18 protein-coding genes are annotated in these 15,921 nt (G+C 71.6%); 8 read left to right on the plus strand and 10 right to left on the minus strand.

Annotation, left to right across the window (positions count from 1 at the left end):
* Complete coding sequence (locus IE265_RS02415) at window positions 1–336, plus strand: DUF952 domain-containing protein (RefSeq protein ID WP_190033577.1); 336 nt, start codon at window positions 1–3, stop codon at window positions 334–336.
* Between the two features lie 30 nt (window positions 337–366).
* Here the strand turns inward: IE265_RS02415 and IE265_RS02420 are convergent, their stop codons facing one another.
* The 3 genes from IE265_RS02420 to sodN all read right to left on the minus strand — a co-directional run bounded on the left by IE265_RS02420 (window position 367) and on the right by sodN (window position 1,870).
* Window positions 367–780: a VOC family protein gene (locus IE265_RS02420; protein WP_190033578.1), complete on the minus strand. Its 414-nt coding sequence runs from the start codon at window positions 778–780 to the stop codon at window positions 367–369.
* Window positions 781–784: 4 nt separating this feature from the next.
* On the minus strand, window positions 785–1,198 hold the full coding sequence (locus tag IE265_RS02425) for a helix-turn-helix transcriptional regulator (protein WP_190033579.1): 414 nt from the start codon (window positions 1,196–1,198) through the stop codon (window positions 785–787).
* A gap of 276 nt (window positions 1,199–1,474) precedes the next feature.
* On the minus strand, window positions 1,475–1,870 hold the full coding sequence (gene sodN, locus IE265_RS02430; RefSeq protein ID WP_190033580.1) for a superoxide dismutase, Ni: 396 nt from the start codon (window positions 1,868–1,870) through the stop codon (window positions 1,475–1,477).
* 144 nt (window positions 1,871–2,014) lie between these two features.
* On the opposite strand from sodN, the gene sodX reads away from it, so the two are divergent.
* Window positions 2,015–2,449, plus strand: a complete 435-nt coding sequence (gene sodX, locus IE265_RS02435) for a nickel-type superoxide dismutase maturation protease (RefSeq protein ID WP_190033581.1) — start codon at window positions 2,015–2,017, stop codon at window positions 2,447–2,449.
* Here sodX and IE265_RS02440 read toward each other — a convergent pair.
* Window positions 2,353–2,982, minus strand: coding sequence for a CGNR zinc finger domain-containing protein (locus tag IE265_RS02440; RefSeq protein ID WP_190033582.1), 630 nt, complete (start codon window positions 2,980–2,982; stop codon window positions 2,353–2,355). The two genes, sodX and IE265_RS02440, sit on opposite strands and share 97 nt — an antisense overlap.
* A gap of 98 nt (window positions 2,983–3,080) precedes the next feature.
* Between IE265_RS02440 and IE265_RS02445 the strand changes: the two genes are divergently transcribed.
* Window positions 3,081–3,839 (plus strand): class I SAM-dependent methyltransferase, encoded by a 759-nt coding sequence (locus IE265_RS02445; RefSeq protein ID WP_190033583.1) that lies wholly within the window; start codon window positions 3,081–3,083, stop codon window positions 3,837–3,839.
* Between the two features lie 85 nt (window positions 3,840–3,924).
* Here IE265_RS02445 and IE265_RS02450 read toward each other — a convergent pair whose 3' ends face one another.
* The 3 genes from IE265_RS02450 to IE265_RS02460 are packed head-to-tail and all read right to left on the minus strand — an operon-like array spanning window position 3,925 to window position 6,653.
* Complete coding sequence (locus IE265_RS02450) at window positions 3,925–4,716, minus strand: amino acid ABC transporter ATP-binding protein (RefSeq protein ID WP_308434765.1); 792 nt, start codon at window positions 4,714–4,716, stop codon at window positions 3,925–3,927.
* Window positions 4,713–5,657 (minus strand): amino acid ABC transporter permease, encoded by a 945-nt coding sequence (locus IE265_RS02455; protein WP_190033584.1) that lies wholly within the window; start codon window positions 5,655–5,657, stop codon window positions 4,713–4,715. The genes IE265_RS02450 and IE265_RS02455 overlap by 4 nt, the downstream gene beginning before the upstream one ends.
* 33 nt (window positions 5,658–5,690) lie before the next feature.
* Entirely contained in the window at window positions 5,691–6,653 is a 963-nt protein-coding gene (locus IE265_RS02460; RefSeq protein ID WP_190033585.1) for an ABC transporter substrate-binding protein, read from the minus strand.
* A gap of 645 nt (window positions 6,654–7,298) precedes the next feature.
* Here IE265_RS02460 and IE265_RS02465 point away from each other — a divergent pair.
* From IE265_RS02465 to IE265_RS02480, 4 genes are all read left to right on the plus strand, one after another.
* A complete protein-coding gene (locus IE265_RS02465; protein WP_190033586.1) occupies window positions 7,299–8,522 on the plus strand; it encodes an NAD(P)-dependent malic enzyme in 1,224 nt (407 codons plus the stop codon).
* A gap of 291 nt (window positions 8,523–8,813) precedes the next feature.
* Window positions 8,814–9,779, plus strand: a complete 966-nt coding sequence (locus IE265_RS02470) for a zinc-binding dehydrogenase (protein ID WP_190033587.1) — start codon at window positions 8,814–8,816, stop codon at window positions 9,777–9,779.
* A 253-nt stretch (window positions 9,780–10,032) separates the two neighbouring features.
* A complete protein-coding gene (locus IE265_RS02475; RefSeq protein WP_010984411.1) occupies window positions 10,033–10,242 on the plus strand; it encodes a helix-turn-helix domain-containing protein in 210 nt (69 codons plus the stop codon).
* Window positions 10,242–10,835 carry a Clp protease N-terminal domain-containing protein gene (locus tag IE265_RS02480; protein WP_190033588.1) on the plus strand — a complete coding sequence of 198 codons (594 nt, stop codon included), beginning with the start codon at window positions 10,242–10,244 and terminating at the stop codon, window positions 10,833–10,835. The genes IE265_RS02475 and IE265_RS02480 overlap by 1 nt, the downstream gene beginning before the upstream one ends.
* A gap of 320 nt (window positions 10,836–11,155) precedes the next feature.
* Here the strand turns inward: IE265_RS02480 and IE265_RS02485 are convergent, their stop codons facing one another.
* Together IE265_RS02485 and IE265_RS02490 are read right to left on the minus strand one after the other, a co-directional pair.
* Window positions 11,156–12,274, minus strand: a complete 1,119-nt coding sequence (locus IE265_RS02485; RefSeq protein WP_190033589.1) for a PadR family transcriptional regulator — start codon at window positions 12,272–12,274, stop codon at window positions 11,156–11,158.
* A gap of 1 nt (window position 12,275) precedes the next feature.
* Window positions 12,276–13,340, minus strand: a complete 1,065-nt coding sequence (locus IE265_RS02490; RefSeq protein ID WP_190033590.1) for a DUF4097 family beta strand repeat-containing protein — start codon at window positions 13,338–13,340, stop codon at window positions 12,276–12,278.
* 148 nt (window positions 13,341–13,488) lie between these two features.
* Between IE265_RS02490 and IE265_RS02495 the strand changes: the two genes are divergently transcribed.
* Window positions 13,489–14,337: a hypothetical protein gene (locus tag IE265_RS02495; protein WP_190033591.1), complete on the plus strand. Its 849-nt coding sequence runs from the start codon at window positions 13,489–13,491 to the stop codon at window positions 14,335–14,337.
* A 1,138-nt stretch (window positions 14,338–15,475) separates the two neighbouring features.
* Here the strand turns inward: IE265_RS02495 and IE265_RS02500 are convergent.
* On the minus strand, window positions 15,476–15,661 hold the full coding sequence (locus IE265_RS02500; RefSeq protein ID WP_190033592.1) for a DUF6104 family protein: 186 nt from the start codon (window positions 15,659–15,661) through the stop codon (window positions 15,476–15,478).
* Window positions 15,662–15,921: the final 260 nt, after the last annotated feature.

The following is a 15,921-nucleotide window of genomic DNA, read 5'->3' on the forward strand; positions in this document are numbered from 1 at the left end:
ATGCCCGAACCAGAGATCCTCCACATCACCGAGCGCTCCCTGTGGGACGCGGCCCGCGAGCGCGGCACGTACGAGATGTCGACCCGCGGCCGCACCCTGCGGGAGGAGGGCTTCATCCACTGCTCGACCCGCGGCCAACTGCCCCGCGTCGCACAGTTCCTGTACGGCTCGTACGAGGGGCCCGACGAACTGGTCGTCCTCGTCATCGACGCCGGGCGGCTCGACGCGCCCCTGAAGTACGAGGCGCCCGAGCCCGGCGGTGAGGAGTTCCCGCACGTCTACGGGCCCGTCCCGGTGGCGGCCGTGAGCGCCGTCGAGGTCTGGTCCCGCCCCTGACGCCCGCCCCGACCCGCGGGACGGTCCCGGCTACGCCTTGCGCTGGGTGAAGCGGAGCAGGTTGCCCGCGGGGTCGCGGACCGCGCAGTCGCGCACGCCGTAGGGCTGGTCCGTCGGCTCCTGCAGGACGTCGGCGTCGGCGGCCAGCAGGCGCTCGTACGTCGCGTCGCAGTTCTCCGTACGGAAGATGACGCCGCGAAGCATGCCCTTGGCCATGAGTTCGGCGACGGCCCTGCGGTCGGCCTCCGACGCGTTGGGGTCGGCCAGCGGCGGTTCCAGGACGATCTCCACGTCCGGCTGGAGCGGAGAGCCGACGGTCACCCAGCGCATCCCCTCGAAGCCGACGTCGGTGCGGACCTCCAGGCCCAGCACGTCCCGGTAGAAGGCGAGCGCCTTGTCGTGGTCGTCGACCGCGATGAAGCACTGCGAGAGTGAGAGGTCCATGCCGTCAGGCTACGGGCCGGGGGCCCGCGCCGCGCACCGGTCGCGTGTACATCTTCGCCACGCACGCGGGAATCGGCGCCCCCTGCTCGTGCGACCGGGCCCGGTAGGCGCTCGGGGTCTCGCCGACCAACTCGGTGAAGCGTGAACTGAAGGACCCCAGCGAGGTGCACCCCACCGCCATGCAGACCTCGGTGACGGTCAGGTCCCCCCGCCGCAGCAGGGCCTTCGCGCGCTCGATACGGCGCGTCATGAGATAGCCGTAGGGCGTCTCACCGTAGGCGGCCCGGAAACTGCGCTGGAAGTGGCCGGGCGACATGAGTGCCGTGCGCGCGAGCGCGGACACGTCGAGCGGTTCGGCGTACTCGCGGTCCATGCGGTCGCGTGCCCTGCGCAGACGGACCAGGTCCTCCATGCTCATGCCGTCAGGATGCCACGGACCACTGACAGCGGACCCTGCCCCGAACGGCCGACGGCCGACGGTGGGCGGTGGGCGGTGGGCGGTGGGCACCGGCCCCGGTGGCCGGGTGCGGCGCGAGTCGGTGCGGGCGCGGACCGCCGGCGCGAACGGTGCGGGTACGGCGAAGGGGCCCGGCCGCATTCCGGCCGGACCCCTTCGACGACATTCACCGGACGATGCCCGACGGCCTGCGAGGATGCACCGCTCGCGGGTCGCGCGAACCGGCCTCGGCCGGTTTCAGGCCTTCTTGGTCTCCCAGAAGATCTTGTCGATCTGGGCGATGTAGTCCAGCGCCTTCTGGCCCGTGGCCGGGTCCGTCGACGCCTTCGCGGCCGAGAGGGCCTTGAGGGTGTCGTTGACCAGCTGGTGCAGCTCCGGGTACTTCTCGAAGTGCGGGGGCTTGAAGTAGTCGCTCCACAGCACCGAGACGTGGTGCTTCGCGAGCTCGGCGCGCTGCTCCTTGATGACCGTGGCGCGGGCCTTGAAGTGCGGGTCGTCGTTGCCGACCATCTTTTCCTGGACGGCCTTGACCGACTCCGCCTCGATGCGGGCCTGGGCCGGGTCGTACACGCCGCAGGGCAGGTCGCAGTGCGCGCTGACCTTGACCTTGGGGGCAAACAGGCGGGAAAGCATTGAGCTGTCCTTCCTCGTGATCGTCTTCTCAGGTGGGACATTACTCCGTGAGGGACGGGTTTTCGCGAGTGCCCCCATGGGCTTGGGACAAAAGTCCGGGGTGAGACTGGGACTCGTGGAGGATGGACCGGGGAGGTGTCGGTGATGCCGGAGCTGTCGCAGGAGACCGAGCGGGGGAGGGCCCTCCTGCCCTTCGGGGCGGCCGAGGTGACGGGGCCGTCCATGGTGCCCACGCTGCACCACGGAGACCGCCTCGTCGTGCAGTGGGGGGCCAGGGTGAGGCCCGGTGACGTGGTCGTCCTGCGTCATCCGTTCCAGCAGGACCTGCTGGTCGTCAAGCGTGCGGCCGAACGGCGCGACGGGGGCTGGTGGGTGCTCGGCGACAACGCGTTCGCGGGCGGGGACAGCACCGACTACGGGACCGTGCCCGAGGAACTCGTCCTCGGGAGGGTGCGGTTCCGCTACCGGCCGCGCGCGACGGGTCAGCGTTCGCCGCTCGCGCTCGCGCGCTGGGCGGTGTCGGCCGCCAGGCCCGTGCTGTCCGACCGCTCCGCCTCCAGGCGCTTGCGGGCACGGTAGGCGGCCACGTTCGCCCGGGTCGCGCAGCGGTCCGAGCAGTAGCGCCGGGAGCGGTTCGTCGAGGTGTCGAGGTAGGCGTTGCGGCACGGCGCCGCCTCGCACAGGCCGAGGCGGTCGACCCCGTACTCGGTGAGGTGGAAGGCCAGGCCCATCGCGGCGATCGCGGCATAACCCGCGGTCGCGTTCGACGGGTGGTCCGCGAGGTGCATGTGCCACAGCGGGCGGCCGTCGTCGTCGCGGAAGTCGTGGCCCGAGATCTGGGGGCTCACCGGGAACTCCAGCAGCAGCGAGTTCAACAGGTCCACGGCGAGCGTCTCGTCGCCGCCGTCGGCCGCCTCGAACACCGCGCGCAGCCTGGCCCGCACGCCGCGGAAGCGGGTCACGTCCGCCTCCGCCGCGCGGCGGGCCGCCGAGGCGTTGCCCCCGAACAGGTCACGGACGGCCTCGACCGAGGTGAGCGCGTCCTTGCCCCGGGCCGGCTCCTCGCTGTTGACGAGACGGACGGCGTAATCCGAGTAATAGGCCAGTTCCACTTGTAGTCCTTACGAGGGCACTCTATGGTCGTGGTGCGGGCGAGTAATGGCTAATCGTGCTTCCAGGGTATTACATGCTGGGGGAGAGAGGGGCTTCCATGACGACCACCGCCGGGGCCGACTGGCACGCGTGGCAGCAGAGCTGGGACCGGCAGCAGGAGTGGTACCTCCCGGACCGCGAGGAGCGCTTCCGGGTCATGCTCGACATGGTCGAGGCCCTCGTGGGCCCCGAGCCGCGCGTCCTGGACCTCGCGTGCGGCACGGGCAGTATCACAGCCCGGCTCCTCGAACGGTTCCCGAAGGCCGTCAGCACCGGCGTCGACCTCGACCCCGCCCTGCTGGCCATCGCCGAGGGCACCTTCGCGGGCGACGACCGGGTCGCCCTCGTGACGGCCGACCTCAAGGACCCGGAGTGGACCACCCTCCTGCCGTACGACTCGTACGACGCCGTCCTCACCGCCACCGCCCTGCACTGGCTGCACACCGAACCCCTCGCCGCCCTCTACTGCCGGATCGCGGACATCGTCCGTGACGGCGGCGTGTTCATGAACGCGGACCACATGATCGACGAAACCACCCCGCGGATCAACGCCGCCGACCGCGCCCAGCGGCACGCCCGCATGGACCGGGCCAAGGATGCCGGTGTCCTGGACTGGGCCGGCTGGTGGGAGCTCGCCGCCCAGGACCCCGTCCTCGCCGGACCGACGGCCCGCCGCTTCGAGATCTACGGCGAGCACGCCGAGGGCGACACCCCGTCGGCCGACTGGCACGCCCGCGTCCTGCGGGAGAGCGGCTTCGCCGAGGCCCGCCCGGTGTGGCGCTCCCCGTCGGACGCTTTGGTCCTAGCGCTCAAGTAGGCACGGCCAAAACGCCCGAAGGGGCGGTACAGAGAGCTCTCTGTACCGCCCCTTCGCGTCGGTGCCGGGCTCCGGCGTGCCTCCGCTAGAGCACCTTCGACAGGAACGACTGCGTCCGCTCGTGCTGCGGGTTCGTCAGTACGTCACGCGGGTGGCCGGACTCGACCACCACGCCCTCGTCCATGAAGACCAGCGAGTCGCCGACCTCCCGGGCGAAGCCCATCTCGTGGGTGACGACGACCATCGTCATGCCGGACTCGGCGAGGTCGCGCATGACGTCGAGGACGTCACCGACCAGCTCCGGGTCGAGCGCCGAGGTGGGCTCGTCGAACAGCATCAGCTTCGGGTCCATCGCCAGGGCCCGCGCGATGGCGACGCGCTGCTGCTGGCCGCCGGAGAGCTGGGTCGGGTAGTTGCCCGCCTTGTCGGCGAGCCCCACCCGCTCCAGGAGCTGGCCCGCGCGCTCCCGCGCCTGGGCCCTGCTGACGCCCTTCACCTGGACGGGCGCCTCCATGACGTTCTCGAGGGCCGTCATGTGGGGGAACAGGTTGAAGCGCTGGAACACCATGCCGATGTCCCGCCGCTTCAGCGCGACCTCGCTGTCCTTGAGCTCGTACAGCTTGTCGCCCTTCTGGCGGTAGCCGACCAGCTCCCCGTCCACGTACAGGCGGCCGGCGTTGACCTTCTCCAGGTGGTTGATGCACCTGAGGAACGTCGACTTGCCGGAGCCGGACGGGCCGATGAGGCAGAACACCTCGCCGGGCTTCACTTCCAGGTCGATGCCCTTGAGGACCTCGACCGGGCCGAAGGACTTGTGGACGCCTTCGGCCTTCACCATCGGCGTACCGGAGTCCGCCTTGGTCACCTTGGAGGTCATGCCTTTGCTCCTCCGCCCGAGCGGTTGGACAGTGACAGCAGGTTCGCCCTGATCTTCTGCAGCGGCGTGGCCGGGAGCGAACGGCTCGAACCGCGGGCGTAGTACCGCTCGACGTAGTACTGCCCGACGCTCAGGACCGAGGTCAGCACCAGGTACCAGGCGGCGGCCAGGAAGTACATCTCCACCGGCGCGCCGGAGGACTGGCCGATGTCCTGGGCGTACCGGAACAGTTCGGAGAACTGCACCACGGACACCAGCGAGGTCGTCTTCAGCATGTTGATGACCTCGTTGCCCGTGGGGGGCACGATCACGCGCATCGCCTGCGGGATCACGATCCGGCGCAGGGTCTTGCTGTGGCTCATGCCCAGGGCGTGCGAGGCCTCGGTCTGGCCCTCGTCGACCGAGAGCAGACCCGCACGGCAGATCTCCGCCATGTAGGCGGCCTCGTTCAGGCCGAGCCCCAGGAGCGCCGTCAGCAGCGGCGTCATGAAGCTGGACCAGTAGTCCTTGTAGACGAAGCCGAGGTTGATGTACTCGAAGACCAGGCCCAGGTTGAACCAGACGACGAGCTGCACCAGGACCGGCGTGCCGCGGAAGAACCAGATGTAGAACCAGGCGATCGACGAGGTCACCGGGTTCTTCGACAGGCGCATCACCGCGAGGACGACACCGCCCACGATGCCGATGACCATCGACAGGACGGTCAGGAGCATCGTCTGCCCGACGCCCTTGAGGATCCGGTCGTCGAAGAAGTACTCCGGGATGGCGTCCCAGTTGATCTGGCCCTGGGCGAACGCGTAGACGATCGAGACGAAGATCGCGATCGCGGCGACCGCCGAGATGTACCGCCCGTAGTGCCGGACCGGGATGGCCTTGATGGCCTCCGGTCCGGCCGGGGGAGTGCTCTCGGGACCGGCCGTCTTGTCGATGTCAGCAGTCACGGATGTTGCCTTTCAGCGCCGCAGGGAACGCTGTCACTTGCCGCCGTTGACGGCGGCTTCCTTGACGGCGCCGGCCTCGACGCCCCACTTGGCGATGATCTTGTCGTACTCGCCGTTCTTGATGATCGCCTCGAGCGCGGCCTGCAGGGCGTCCCGCAGCTCGGTGTTCGACTTCGCGACCGCGATGCCGTACGGGGCGGCCTCGACCTGCTCGCCGACGACCTCGAAGTCCTTGCCGCCGCCCGAGGTCTTCGCCGCGTAGGCAGCGACCGGGAAGTCGGAGGAGCCGGCGTCGGCGCCGCCGGAGCGCAGGCGGGTCTGGGCCTGCTGGTCGTTGTCGAACGCCTCGATCGAGAGCTTCTTGCCGCTCGGGCACTCCTTCGCCTGGGCCTTGGCCAGGTCGTGGGAGACGGTGTTGCGCTGCACGACGAGCTTCTTGCCGCACAGGTCCTCCCAGGTCTTGATGCCCTGGTCGTCGCCCTGCTTGGTGTAGATCGACACGCCCGCGGTGAAGTAGTCGATGAAGTCGACGCCCTCGCCGACCTTCTTGCCGGTCTCGGAGTCGACACCGTCCTGACGGTCCTTCGTGTCCGTCATCGCGGACATCGCCAGGTCGTAGCGCTTGGAGCGCAGACCGGTGAGCAGCGTGTCGAAGGTGCCGTTCTCGAACTCGAACTTCACGCCGAGCTGCTTGCCGAGCGCGTCGGCGAGGTCGGGGTCGATGCCGACGGTCTTGCCGGCCTCGTCCTTGAACTCGACCGGCGCGTACGCGATGTCCGAGCCGACCTTGACGACGCCCTTGTCGCGGATGGCCTGGGGCAGCTTGTCGGCCAGGGGGGCGGTGCTGGACTCCTTGGTGGCCGAGCCGCCGTTGTCCTTGTCCTTCGTCTGGTCACCGCAGCCGGTGAGCAGCAGGGCGCCTGCGACCGCGATCGCGCCGACCGCGGCTATCCGGGACTGCGCGGCGGTGGTACGACGGGTGGAGCTTGCGGTCATGGTGGGTTCCTCCGGCGAGTGGGTGGAGTTGCCGACGGGTCGGCAGGAGCCGATGGGTCGACGACAACACACACCTTCGGGTGTCGCGACCTCGTGTGATTACGGCATCTTGCCATTCGGACTTGCGCCTTCAGGGTGCTCGCCATGTCAAAATCGGATAACGGGTGACACTCGAACCCGGCCAGGCCGGTACATCAGACCGGATCTTGTCCGGGAAACCTCGGTCGCAACCGGAAGATCTCCGGCGCGACCCGCGATTCGAGCGGCTACTTCTCCACACTTCAGCGTCATAAACGTGTTTAGGTGATCTTTCCCAAAACGGGCGCTTTCGACACATTCGGTCATGAGTCATGTCACCGGTATGTGACCTACGCCCTCCGGTATGTGGTCGCCTGCCGCCCGTCGCGCACCCTTCGCGTCCCGGTGTGTGACCTTCGCGCCATGGACTCGTCCGCGGTGTGGTCCGTCCGGTAAGAAGGTTCCTTACACCCCTCATCCGGGGCTCAGGGCGCGTGTGCGGCGCGCCCGTCGCGCGTGTTCCGTACGTACCCGTACGTAACAGCCAACCAGGGACATGCGCGGTGCCCGCCCGCTCCTCACCCGGAGTGGAGACCCTCAACCATTAAGACTTAAGGGGTAAACAAAGTGGCAGCGGAGATCGTCAATCCTCGCAGCGACAGCACTACGGATCAGGAAGGCGGGGCCGAGCCCCTCGATTCCTTCGACCCCGCGTTCGCGCTGCACCGCGGAGGCAAGATGGCCGTGCAGGCCACCGTGCCGATCCGCGACAAGGACGACCTGTCCCTGGCGTACACGCCCGGCGTCGCGAAGGTCTGCACGGCCATCGCGGAACAGCCGGAGCTCGTCCACGACTACACGTGGAAGTCGTCCGTCGTCGCCGTCGTGACCGACGGCACCGCCGTGCTCGGACTCGGTGACATCGGGCCCGAGGCCTCGCTCCCCGTCATGGAGGGCAAGGCGATCCTGTTCAAGCAGTTCGGCGGCGTGGACGCCGTCCCGATCGCCCTCGCCTGCACGGAGGTCGACGAGATCGTCGAGACCGTCGTGCGGCTCGCGCCCTCCTTCGGCGGCGTGAACCTGGAGGACATCTCGGCACCCCGGTGCTTCGAGATCGAGCGGCAGCTCCAGGAGCGGCTGGACATCCCGGTCTTCCACGACGACCAGCACGGGACCGCGGTCGTCACCCTGGCGGCCCTGCGCAACGCGGCCAGGCTCACCGGGCGCACGCTCGGCGAACTGCGCGCCGTGATCTCGGGCGCGGGTGCGGCGGGTGTCGCGATCGCGAAGTTCCTCCTCGAGGCCGGTCTCGGGGACGTCGCGGTCGCCGACCGCAAGGGCATCGTGTCGGCCGACCGGGACGACCTGACCCCGGTGAAGCGCGAACTCGCCGCCATCACCAACAAGGCGGGCCTGTCCGGCTCGCTGGAGGCGGCACTCGCGGGCGCCGACGTGTTCATCGGCGTCTCCGGCGGTACGGTCCCGGAGCCCGCGGTGGCCTCCATGGCCGAGGGCGCGTTCGTGTTCGCCATGGCGAACCCGAACCCCGAGGTGCATCCGGACGTCGCCCACAAGTACGCGGCGGTCGTCGCCACGGGCCGGTCGGACTACCCGAACCAGATCAACAACGTGCTCGCCTTCCCCGGCATCTTCGCGGGGGCGCTCCAGGTGCGGGCCTCCCGGATCACCGAGACGATGAAGATCGCCGCGGCCGAGGCGCTGGCCGCGGTCGTCGGTGACGACCTTGCCGCGGACTACGTCATCCCGTCCCCGTTCGACGAGCGGGTCGCTCCGGCGGTGACCGCGGCGGTGGCCGCGGCCGCCCGTGCCGAGGGTGTCGCGCGGCGCTGATCCCCCCGAGTGGTGTGTGATGCGGGCCCCGTCCTTACGGACGGGGCCCGCATTGCTTGTGGGGTCCCGGCTGCCGGGGCCCGGCACGGATGCGTGTCGGGGCGGGGCGGGGCCGGGTGGTGTGCGGGGTTGCGGTGTTGCGTGGTCGGGCGCAGCGCGCGCCACCTTCGCGCGCGCCACCTTCGCGCGTGCCCGGTTCGGGTGGGGCGGGAGGGCGTCGGTCCGCGCTGGGGCGTGTGTCACAGCGGGGGGCGGTTCCTTCGGGGTGGGGTGGAGCCTAGGGTCGGAGGCATGTTCGCTGCCTACGCTGCCCGTATCGACCGTGACCAGCCCTTGAACGGCCTGGAGTTGGGTGAACGCCCCGCTCCCGGGACCCGGTCCGGCTGGACGACCGTGAACGTCAAGGCCGCCTCCCTGAACCACCACGACCTGTGGTCGCTGCGGGGTGTGGGACTCGCCGAGGACAAACTGCCGATGATCCTCGGGTGCGACGCCGCCGGTGTCGACGAGGACGGCAACGAAGTCGTCCTGCACTCCGTCATCGGTCAGACCGGGCACGGGGTCGGGCCCGAGGAGCCGCGCTCCATCCTCACCGAGCGGTACCAGGGAACGTTCGCCGAGCAGGTCTCCGTGCCCACCTGGAACGTCCTTCCCAAGCCCAGGGAACTCTCCTTCGCCGAGGCCGCCTGCCTGCCCACGGCATGGCTGACGGCGTACCGCATGCTCTTCACCAACGCGGGTGTGCGCCCGGGCGACTCGGTGCTCGTGCAGGGTGCCGGCGGCGGAGTCGCCACCGCGGCGATCGCGCTCGGCAGGGCCGCGGGGCTGCGGGTGTTCGCCACCAGCCGTGACGAGGCGAAGCGCAAGCGGGCCCTGGAGCTGGGTGCCGTGGAGGCGGTCGAGTCGGGAGCCCGGCTGCCGCAGCGCGTGGACGCGGTCATCGAGACCGTCGGCGCCGCCACCTGGTCCCACTCCGTCAAGTCGCTGAAGCCCGGCGGCACTCTCGTCATCTCGGGTGCGACGAGCGGCGACCGTCCCTCGCACGCCGAACTCACCCGCATCTTCTTCCTGGAGCTCAAGGTCGTCGGCTCCACCATGGGCACCAAGGACGAGTTGGAGGACCTGCTGTCCTTCTGCGCCGCCACCGGCGTGCGCCCCGTCATCGACGAGGTGCTGCCGCTGGACCGGGCCCGCGAGGGCTTCGAACGCATGGAGTCGGGCGAGCTGTTCGGAAAGGTCGTCCTCGAAACCTCCTGACGGCCGACCCGCTCCGGCGGGTGCTCCCGGCGGGCCCCCGCTCCGGCGGCCCGGCTCCCCGCTCGGGTGCCTTCCGCGTCGATGCCTCGGCGCCCCCGCGCCCCCTGTCCCGGCGTTCCTGGCCCCGGGTCGTCCCCGCCGAGGTGACGGCCCGGGGCTCTTCCTGTCGCCCTCCCGTTCCCTTCCTCCTCCGGCGCACGCCATGCGTCAACCAGGGTTGACATGACGGGTTGTGTCAATCTAAGTTGACGTCATGACCGAAGCAACGGATCTCGCCGAGCGCGCGGGCGACCGCGATCCGCGGATCGGGCTGCGGGCCGTCTCCGCGCTGCGGAGGCTGCTGGAGCAGCTCGAAGCGGTACAGGTGCGCAGTGCGCGCAATCAGGGCTGGTCGTGGCAGGAGATCGCCGCGGAACTGGGTGTCAGCAGGCAGGCCGTGCACAAGAAGTACGGGAGGCAGTGATGTTCGAACGTTTCACCAAGGACGCCCGGGCGGTGGTGGTCGGCGCGGTCGGCCACGCCGAGCGGCTGGAGGCGGAGACGGTCGAGGAGCAGCACATCCTGCTGGCTCTGCTCGACCGTGAGGCGAGCCGGGGCTCCTTCGCTCTTGCCTCACTGGGGCTCGCCGGCCGCGGGGAGTCCGTGGAGCGGGCACTCGCCGAGGCCAGGCGCCGGGGCGGTCTGTCCCGGGCCGACGAGGACGCGCTCTCCGGCCTCGGTATCCGCCTGGCGGACATCGTCTCCCGAGTCGAGGAGGCGCACGGCGAGGGGGCGCTCGAGTCCGAGAGCAGGACGGCCGGGCGCGGCAAGGGGTGGTGGTCCGGGCTCGTCGGCGGACACCGTCCGTTCGCCCGAGGGGCCAAGGACCTGCTGACGGAGTCCCTCCGGGTCGCCGTCGCCCAGCGGGACCGGCATATCGGCGACGAGCACCTCCTCCTGGCGCTCACCGCCCGTCCCGGTGTCCCCGCCGAGGTCCTCGCCGACCACGGGGTGACCCACGCGTCGCTGCGGCGTGTGCTGTACGGCGAGGGCGAGGGCGAGGCCAAGGCGGGCTGATCCGCCGGTGCGCTGATCCCGCCGGGCAGGCCGCTCGGCGGGGCAGACTGCTCGGCGGGACTCGGCGGGACTCGGCGGGACTCGGCGGGACTCGGCGGGACTCGGCGGGACTCGGCGGGGTGCCGCGGGAGTCGGCGGGACTCGGCGGGGTGCCGCGGGAGTCGGAGGGGTCAGGGGAGTCGGAGGGGTCGGGGGTCGGGCGAGCCGCGTCGGCTCGACGCGGGGTGCAGACCGGCTCGCGTCGCCCCGTCCTCTCCTCCCCGTCGTACCCCGCCTGGGGAATCCTCGCCCGGAGGGTCCCCGCAGGCGGGAGCGTCCCGTCAGACCTTGGGTGTCCGCAGTGCCGCGCCTATGCGCGCTGCCGCCGCAGACAGGTGGCGGCGGGCGTCGCGCAACTGCTCCTCGGTCACACCGTGGTCGCGTGCCGCGTCGCGGATGTCGTCGCGGAAGCGGTCGAGCAGCCGGTCCAGGTCGCGTGCGGGGTCGCCGGTGGTGTCCTCGTGCGCCCACGCGGGTTCGTAGTCGGCGGGGAAGTCCTCCGGGGTGGCCGTCCAGTCGGGCCCCTTCGGCCCGGACATGCCGGAAGTCCCGGCCTCGCCGGACTTGCCGGAAGTCCCGGACGTGCCTGACGTGCCTGACGTGCCGGTACGGCCGAAGGCGAAGTCCTTGCCGAAGTCCTTGCCGAAGTCGCCGAACTCCTTGGCCAGTTCGGAGAGGCCCTCGCGCACGCCCGTCGGCCAGTCGCCCCGCGTGAAGTGGTCCTGGACCTGGTCCTGGACCCGCTTGGCGATCCGCTGGAGCTCCTCCTGGGCCTGGGCCCGCACGTGCTCCTGCGCCTCCTTGGCCTGATGGCGGGCGCGCTGGGCCTCCTCGCGGGCCCGTCGGCTCTCGTCCTTGGCGCGCCGGGCCTGCTCCTTCCACTCCTGCTTGACGCGGCGCATCTCCTCCTTCGCGGCGCGCCAGGCCTCCTTGTCGCCGAGGTCCGTGAAGTCCCCCGAGGAGCCGTCGCCGGCCCCCTGCCGTCCTCCGGCGCCCGCTCCCGAGGCGCCGCGCCGGGCCTCGCTCGCCGCGGCCCTCATCTCCCGGCGCAGGTCGCCCGCGGCGCCCCGTACGTCGGCGCGGATCTCCGCCGCCAGCTCCGCCACCGACTCGCGGATCTCCAGCTCCAGATCGGCCAGCTCGCCGCTGCGGTCGGCCAGTTCGGCGCGGCCGGCGTCCGTGATCGCGTACACCTTCCGGCCGCCCTCGGTGGTGTGGGTGACCAGGCCCTCGGTCTCCAGCTTGGCCAGCCGGGGGTACACGGTGCCGGCCGAGGGTGCGTACAGCCCCTGGAAGCGCTCCTCCAAGAGCCTGATCACCTCGTAGCCGTGGCGCGGGGCCTCGTCCAGCAGCTTCAGCAGATAGAGCCGCAGGCGGCCGTGGGCGAAGACGGGAGCCATCTCAGAGCCCCTTCTCGTGGGTCGGGCCGTCGGTGACATCGGTGACGTCAGTGACATTGTCCGCGTCGGTGGCGGTGGGAACGGACGGGGCAGTCGGGGCGGTCTGGGCGGTCGAGGTGGTCGGGGTGGTCGGGGTGGTCGGGGTGGCGGGGTCGGGGCTCGTGCCGGGGGTCGCGTCGGGTGCCGTCGTGGGTCCCTCGGCGGCGGCCGGTGCCGGTGCCGCGTCTCCCGCGAGCGGCTCGTCCCACGGGTCGTCCTCGGCCGGGGGTCGCCTCAGCAGCGCGATCGAACCGGAGACGGTGGTCGCCTTCAGCCGTCCGTTGCCCGCCCCCAGTCTGCCGGTGATCTTCTTCGCACCCCACTGGCCCGAGACCCGCAGGTCCTCGAACGCGCTGGAGACGCTGCCGCTCGCGGAGTCCACCTCGACCTCCGCGTCGGCCGGGTGCGGCAGCCGGATGGCGATCTCGCCCGAGATGCTCGTCAGGCTGATGTCGCTGGGACGGCCCGCGGGATCGAGGTCGACGATCACGGAACCGCTGACCGAATCGACGCGCACGGAGGGACTGGAGCCCTCGATGACGGTCAGGTCGCCGGAGACCGAGTTGAGCCGGAGGTCGCCGGTGAGCGCCTGGGTCTCCACGTTCCCCGAGACCGTGTCCGCGCGCACCGGGCCGGAGAGGCCGACGAGCGTCGTGTCCCCCGAGACCCCTCTGACCACCGCACCCCCGTCCACGCCGGAGACCACCGCGGTGGCGCCGACCACGCCCACCTCCACGCGGGTGCGGGTCGGCACGGCGAGGGAGACCACCGCGTCGCGCCGCCAGCCCTTGCGGTCGAGCCACTTGAGGAAGCCCTTCCAGGGCAGGTCCTCGTACGCGACCGTGAGGGTGCCGTCCTCATGGGTGACCATGAGCGGCGGCCCCTCTATCGAGGAGACCTCCAGACGTGCGGAACCCTCGTCGACCCCCACGACGTTCACCGTTCCGTTGGCGATGCGCACGTGGAGGGCCGTCACCGGTTCGTCGAAGGTGAGCTTGCTCGGCTCTGCGACGGACCACTCGGACATGGTGCTGACCTCCTCGACAGGGGTGGGACGCGACACGCCATATCGCGTCTTCCACAGAACACGATATATCGCGGATGCGCCAAGTCAAGGCACTCGATGTGATGACGTGGGCCGCATGAATCGGGTGATAACCGCATAATCTTGGATCATGTCGACCCGTGAGCCGCAGGACTCCTCCGCACCTCCTCTCCGCGGGACCGGCGCCCTGCTGTTCTGCCGCGCGGACCCCCGGACCCTCGGGCCCGTCGTGCACGTACTGCGCGAGCCCATGCTGCTCGTCCCGGCCGGCCGGGACTGGAGCGTGCTGGTCCCCGAGGGGGAGCCCTGGGCCGACGAGGGCGAACCGGTCGACCGCGTGCTCACCGGCTGGGCCACCGCGCTCGCCGTCGGCGCGCCCTGGCCCGTCCTGGCCCTGTGGTGGGACACCGAGCACGGCGGCTGCATCCTGGCGGCCGGTTTCCGCCGCACGGTCGGCTACGAGTGGCTGGCGAACGGCACGCCCGTCGGCGAGGACGAGGCGATGCACACCCTCGCCACCCGTCTGGGCCTCGACCCCGTGCTCGACGTGGAGTCGCTGGAGCGGCTGACGAGGCCCGACCCCGAGGCGGACGCCCGTACCCGCCTGCTCGCCCTGCTGGCCGTGCTCACCCGTGCGGGCGTCGAGCCTCCCGCCGGACTCATGCCGGGCGAACCGGCCGGACGGCTCGTCGAGGCGGCGCGCGCCCTGCCGGGCGCCGGGCCCGTCGAGTGGTCGGGCTGGCGGGACGCCGTCCGTGCGGAACTCGACGTCGTGGAGGCCGGCAGGCTCGGCCCGTGGCTTCCGTGGGCCGGTACGCCGAGAGCCCGCGGGCTGGCGCTGGTCCAGGTGGCCGCCGGACTGCCGCTCGTGGTCCGGGGAATCCGGCGGCGCAGTGGCGGCTGGTGCGTGGCGGGTGCCCTGCTGCTGGCGCACGGCGCGCTGGGGCTCGCGTACGAGGTCGTGCGTCCGCGGGACTGATGGCGGTGCCGTCGGCGCCGTCGGCACCGATGCGCTGCCTGGTCCGCGCGCTGCCTGGTCCGCGAGGCGTCCGGTCCGCGCGGCGCCGACGTGCAGCCCAGTCCGCGATCGGGCGGGCCCGCACGGGCCGGGGTCATGCCGGGCCGGGATCGCGGCGGACCGGACCAGACCGGACCGGACCAGACCGGACCGGACCGGACCGGACCGGACCGGACCGGACCGGACCGGACCGGACCGGACCGGACCGGATCGGACCGGATCGGACCGGGGCGGACCGGGGCGGGGCCCGGAGAGGGCCAGCACTGGTGGGTGCGCCCAGGCGCGTCGACGACGGGTCGTGCCGCGCGACCGGCCGTCCCGAGAGGGGCCGGCCCCGGCGGATGGCCCTGAGGGCCGGCGAGGCGGCCGCTCCTGCGGTGGCCCGCCCCGGGCCCGCAACCCGGCGGCACAGGCGGGCGGAGCCCTACCTGGACGCCGCCCCGCGGGCTCACCCCAGGACTGCCCGCGAGACGCTCCGCAAGCCGCCCCCGGAGGTCGCCCGGGAGCCGCTTGGCGAGCTGTACCCGGAGGTCGCTCCCGCCAGCCGTCCCGGAGCCGCGCCAAGAGCCGTCCCTCAGGCGGCCCCGGAGTCGCGCCACAGGCCGCAGCGGGACCCTGAACCGGGGAGGAGCCGCCCAGCGCAACCGCGAGCCGCACCACGGCCCGGCAGCGCGCCCCCGAGCCGCACCCCGGCCCATCCCGCGCGACCCGGAGCCGGACGCGGGCCCATCCGCGCGCCCCCGAGCCGTGCAGGAGCCGCGCAGCGCGCCCCCGAGCCCCCGGCCCTTCCGCGCGACCCGGAGCCGGACACGGGCCCGGCAGCGCGACCCCGAGCCGCACCCCGGCCCATCCGCGCGACCCGGAGCCGGACACGGGCCCGGCAGCGCGACCCCGAGCCGGGCAGGAGTCGCCCAGCGCGCCCCCGAGCGGCACCACGGGCCCCGCAGGTCGCCCCCGAGCCGCACCCCGGCCCATCCGCGCGACCCCGAGCCGGGCAGGAGTCGCCCAGCGTGACCCCGAGCCGCACCACGGGCCCCGCAGTCCGACCCGGCGTCGGACGCGGGCCGCGCGGAGCCGGGGCTGTCCCGGAGGGGTCCGCCTACTCCTCGTCGTCCTCGTCGTCGTCCAGCCGTGCGAGCCAGGTCGCCAGCCGCTCGACCGGAACTTCGAAGTCCGGATTCAGGTCGACGAACGTACGGAACTGCTCGGCGAGCCACTCGAAAGTGACCTCCTCCTCGCCGCGCCGCTTCTCAAGTTCCTCGATGCCGCGGTCGGTGAAGTACATGGTGGCTGCTCTCCTGCGTGCGTACCCGGTCGTTCTGCTTCCCACAGCCTACGAAACCGGTCGATCCCCTTCGACGGCCCGCTCCCGTGGCTAGGGTGTGCGCCGGGATCAACGGGGGTAACTCCCCTCTTTCGGCGTGCATTCGAGCCATGCCCAGCCATGCCCAGCCATGCCCAGCCATGCCGAGCCAGGCCCCAGAGATTCCGAGCATGCCGAGCCATTGCGGGAGCTGTCCACAGTCCTGGTCGTCCGTGGGGTGC

Origin of the sequence: Streptomyces fructofermentans (genome assembly GCF_014651055.1) — a bacterium.
Taxonomy (GTDB): Bacteria; Actinomycetota; Actinomycetes; order Streptomycetales; family Streptomycetaceae; genus Streptomyces; species Streptomyces fructofermentans.

Excerpts from the sequence above, each read along its gene's own strand:
- IE265_RS02460 (WP_190033585.1), bottom strand. The coding sequence starts at position 6,653 with ATGACCGCAAGCTCCACCCGTCGTACCACCGCCGCGCAGTCCCGGATA.
- IE265_RS02490 (WP_190033590.1), bottom strand. The coding sequence starts at position 13,340 with ATGTCCGAGTGGTCCGTCGCAGAGCCGAGCAAGCTCACCTTCGACGAA.
- IE265_RS02445 (WP_190033583.1), top strand. The coding sequence starts at position 3,081 with ATGACGACCACCGCCGGGGCCGACTGGCACGCGTGGCAGCAGAGCTGG.
- IE265_RS02425 (WP_190033579.1), bottom strand. The coding sequence starts at position 1,198 with ATGAGCATGGAGGACCTGGTCCGTCTGCGCAGGGCACGCGACCGCATG.
- IE265_RS02485 (WP_190033589.1), bottom strand. The coding sequence starts at position 12,274 with ATGGCTCCCGTCTTCGCCCACGGCCGCCTGCGGCTCTATCTGCTGAAG.
- IE265_RS02450 (WP_308434765.1), bottom strand. The coding sequence starts at position 4,716 with ATGACCTCCAAGGTGACCAAGGCGGACTCCGGTACGCCGATGGTGAAG.
- IE265_RS02415 (WP_190033577.1), top strand. The coding sequence starts at position 1 with ATGCCCGAACCAGAGATCCTCCACATCACCGAGCGCTCCCTGTGGGAC.
- IE265_RS02475 (WP_010984411.1), top strand. The coding sequence starts at position 10,033 with ATGACCGAAGCAACGGATCTCGCCGAGCGCGCGGGCGACCGCGATCCG.
- IE265_RS02500 (WP_190033592.1), bottom strand. The coding sequence starts at position 15,661 with ATGTACTTCACCGACCGCGGCATCGAGGAACTTGAGAAGCGGCGCGGC.
- IE265_RS02470 (WP_190033587.1), top strand. The coding sequence starts at position 8,814 with ATGTTCGCTGCCTACGCTGCCCGTATCGACCGTGACCAGCCCTTGAAC.
- sodN (WP_190033580.1), bottom strand. The coding sequence starts at position 1,870 with ATGCTTTCCCGCCTGTTTGCCCCCAAGGTCAAGGTCAGCGCGCACTGC.
- IE265_RS02495 (WP_190033591.1), top strand. The coding sequence starts at position 13,489 with ATGTCGACCCGTGAGCCGCAGGACTCCTCCGCACCTCCTCTCCGCGGG.
- IE265_RS02480 (WP_190033588.1), top strand. The coding sequence starts at position 10,242 with ATGTTCGAACGTTTCACCAAGGACGCCCGGGCGGTGGTGGTCGGCGCG.
- IE265_RS02420 (WP_190033578.1), bottom strand. The coding sequence starts at position 780 with ATGGACCTCTCACTCTCGCAGTGCTTCATCGCGGTCGACGACCACGAC.
- sodX (WP_190033581.1), top strand. The coding sequence starts at position 2,015 with ATGCCGGAGCTGTCGCAGGAGACCGAGCGGGGGAGGGCCCTCCTGCCC.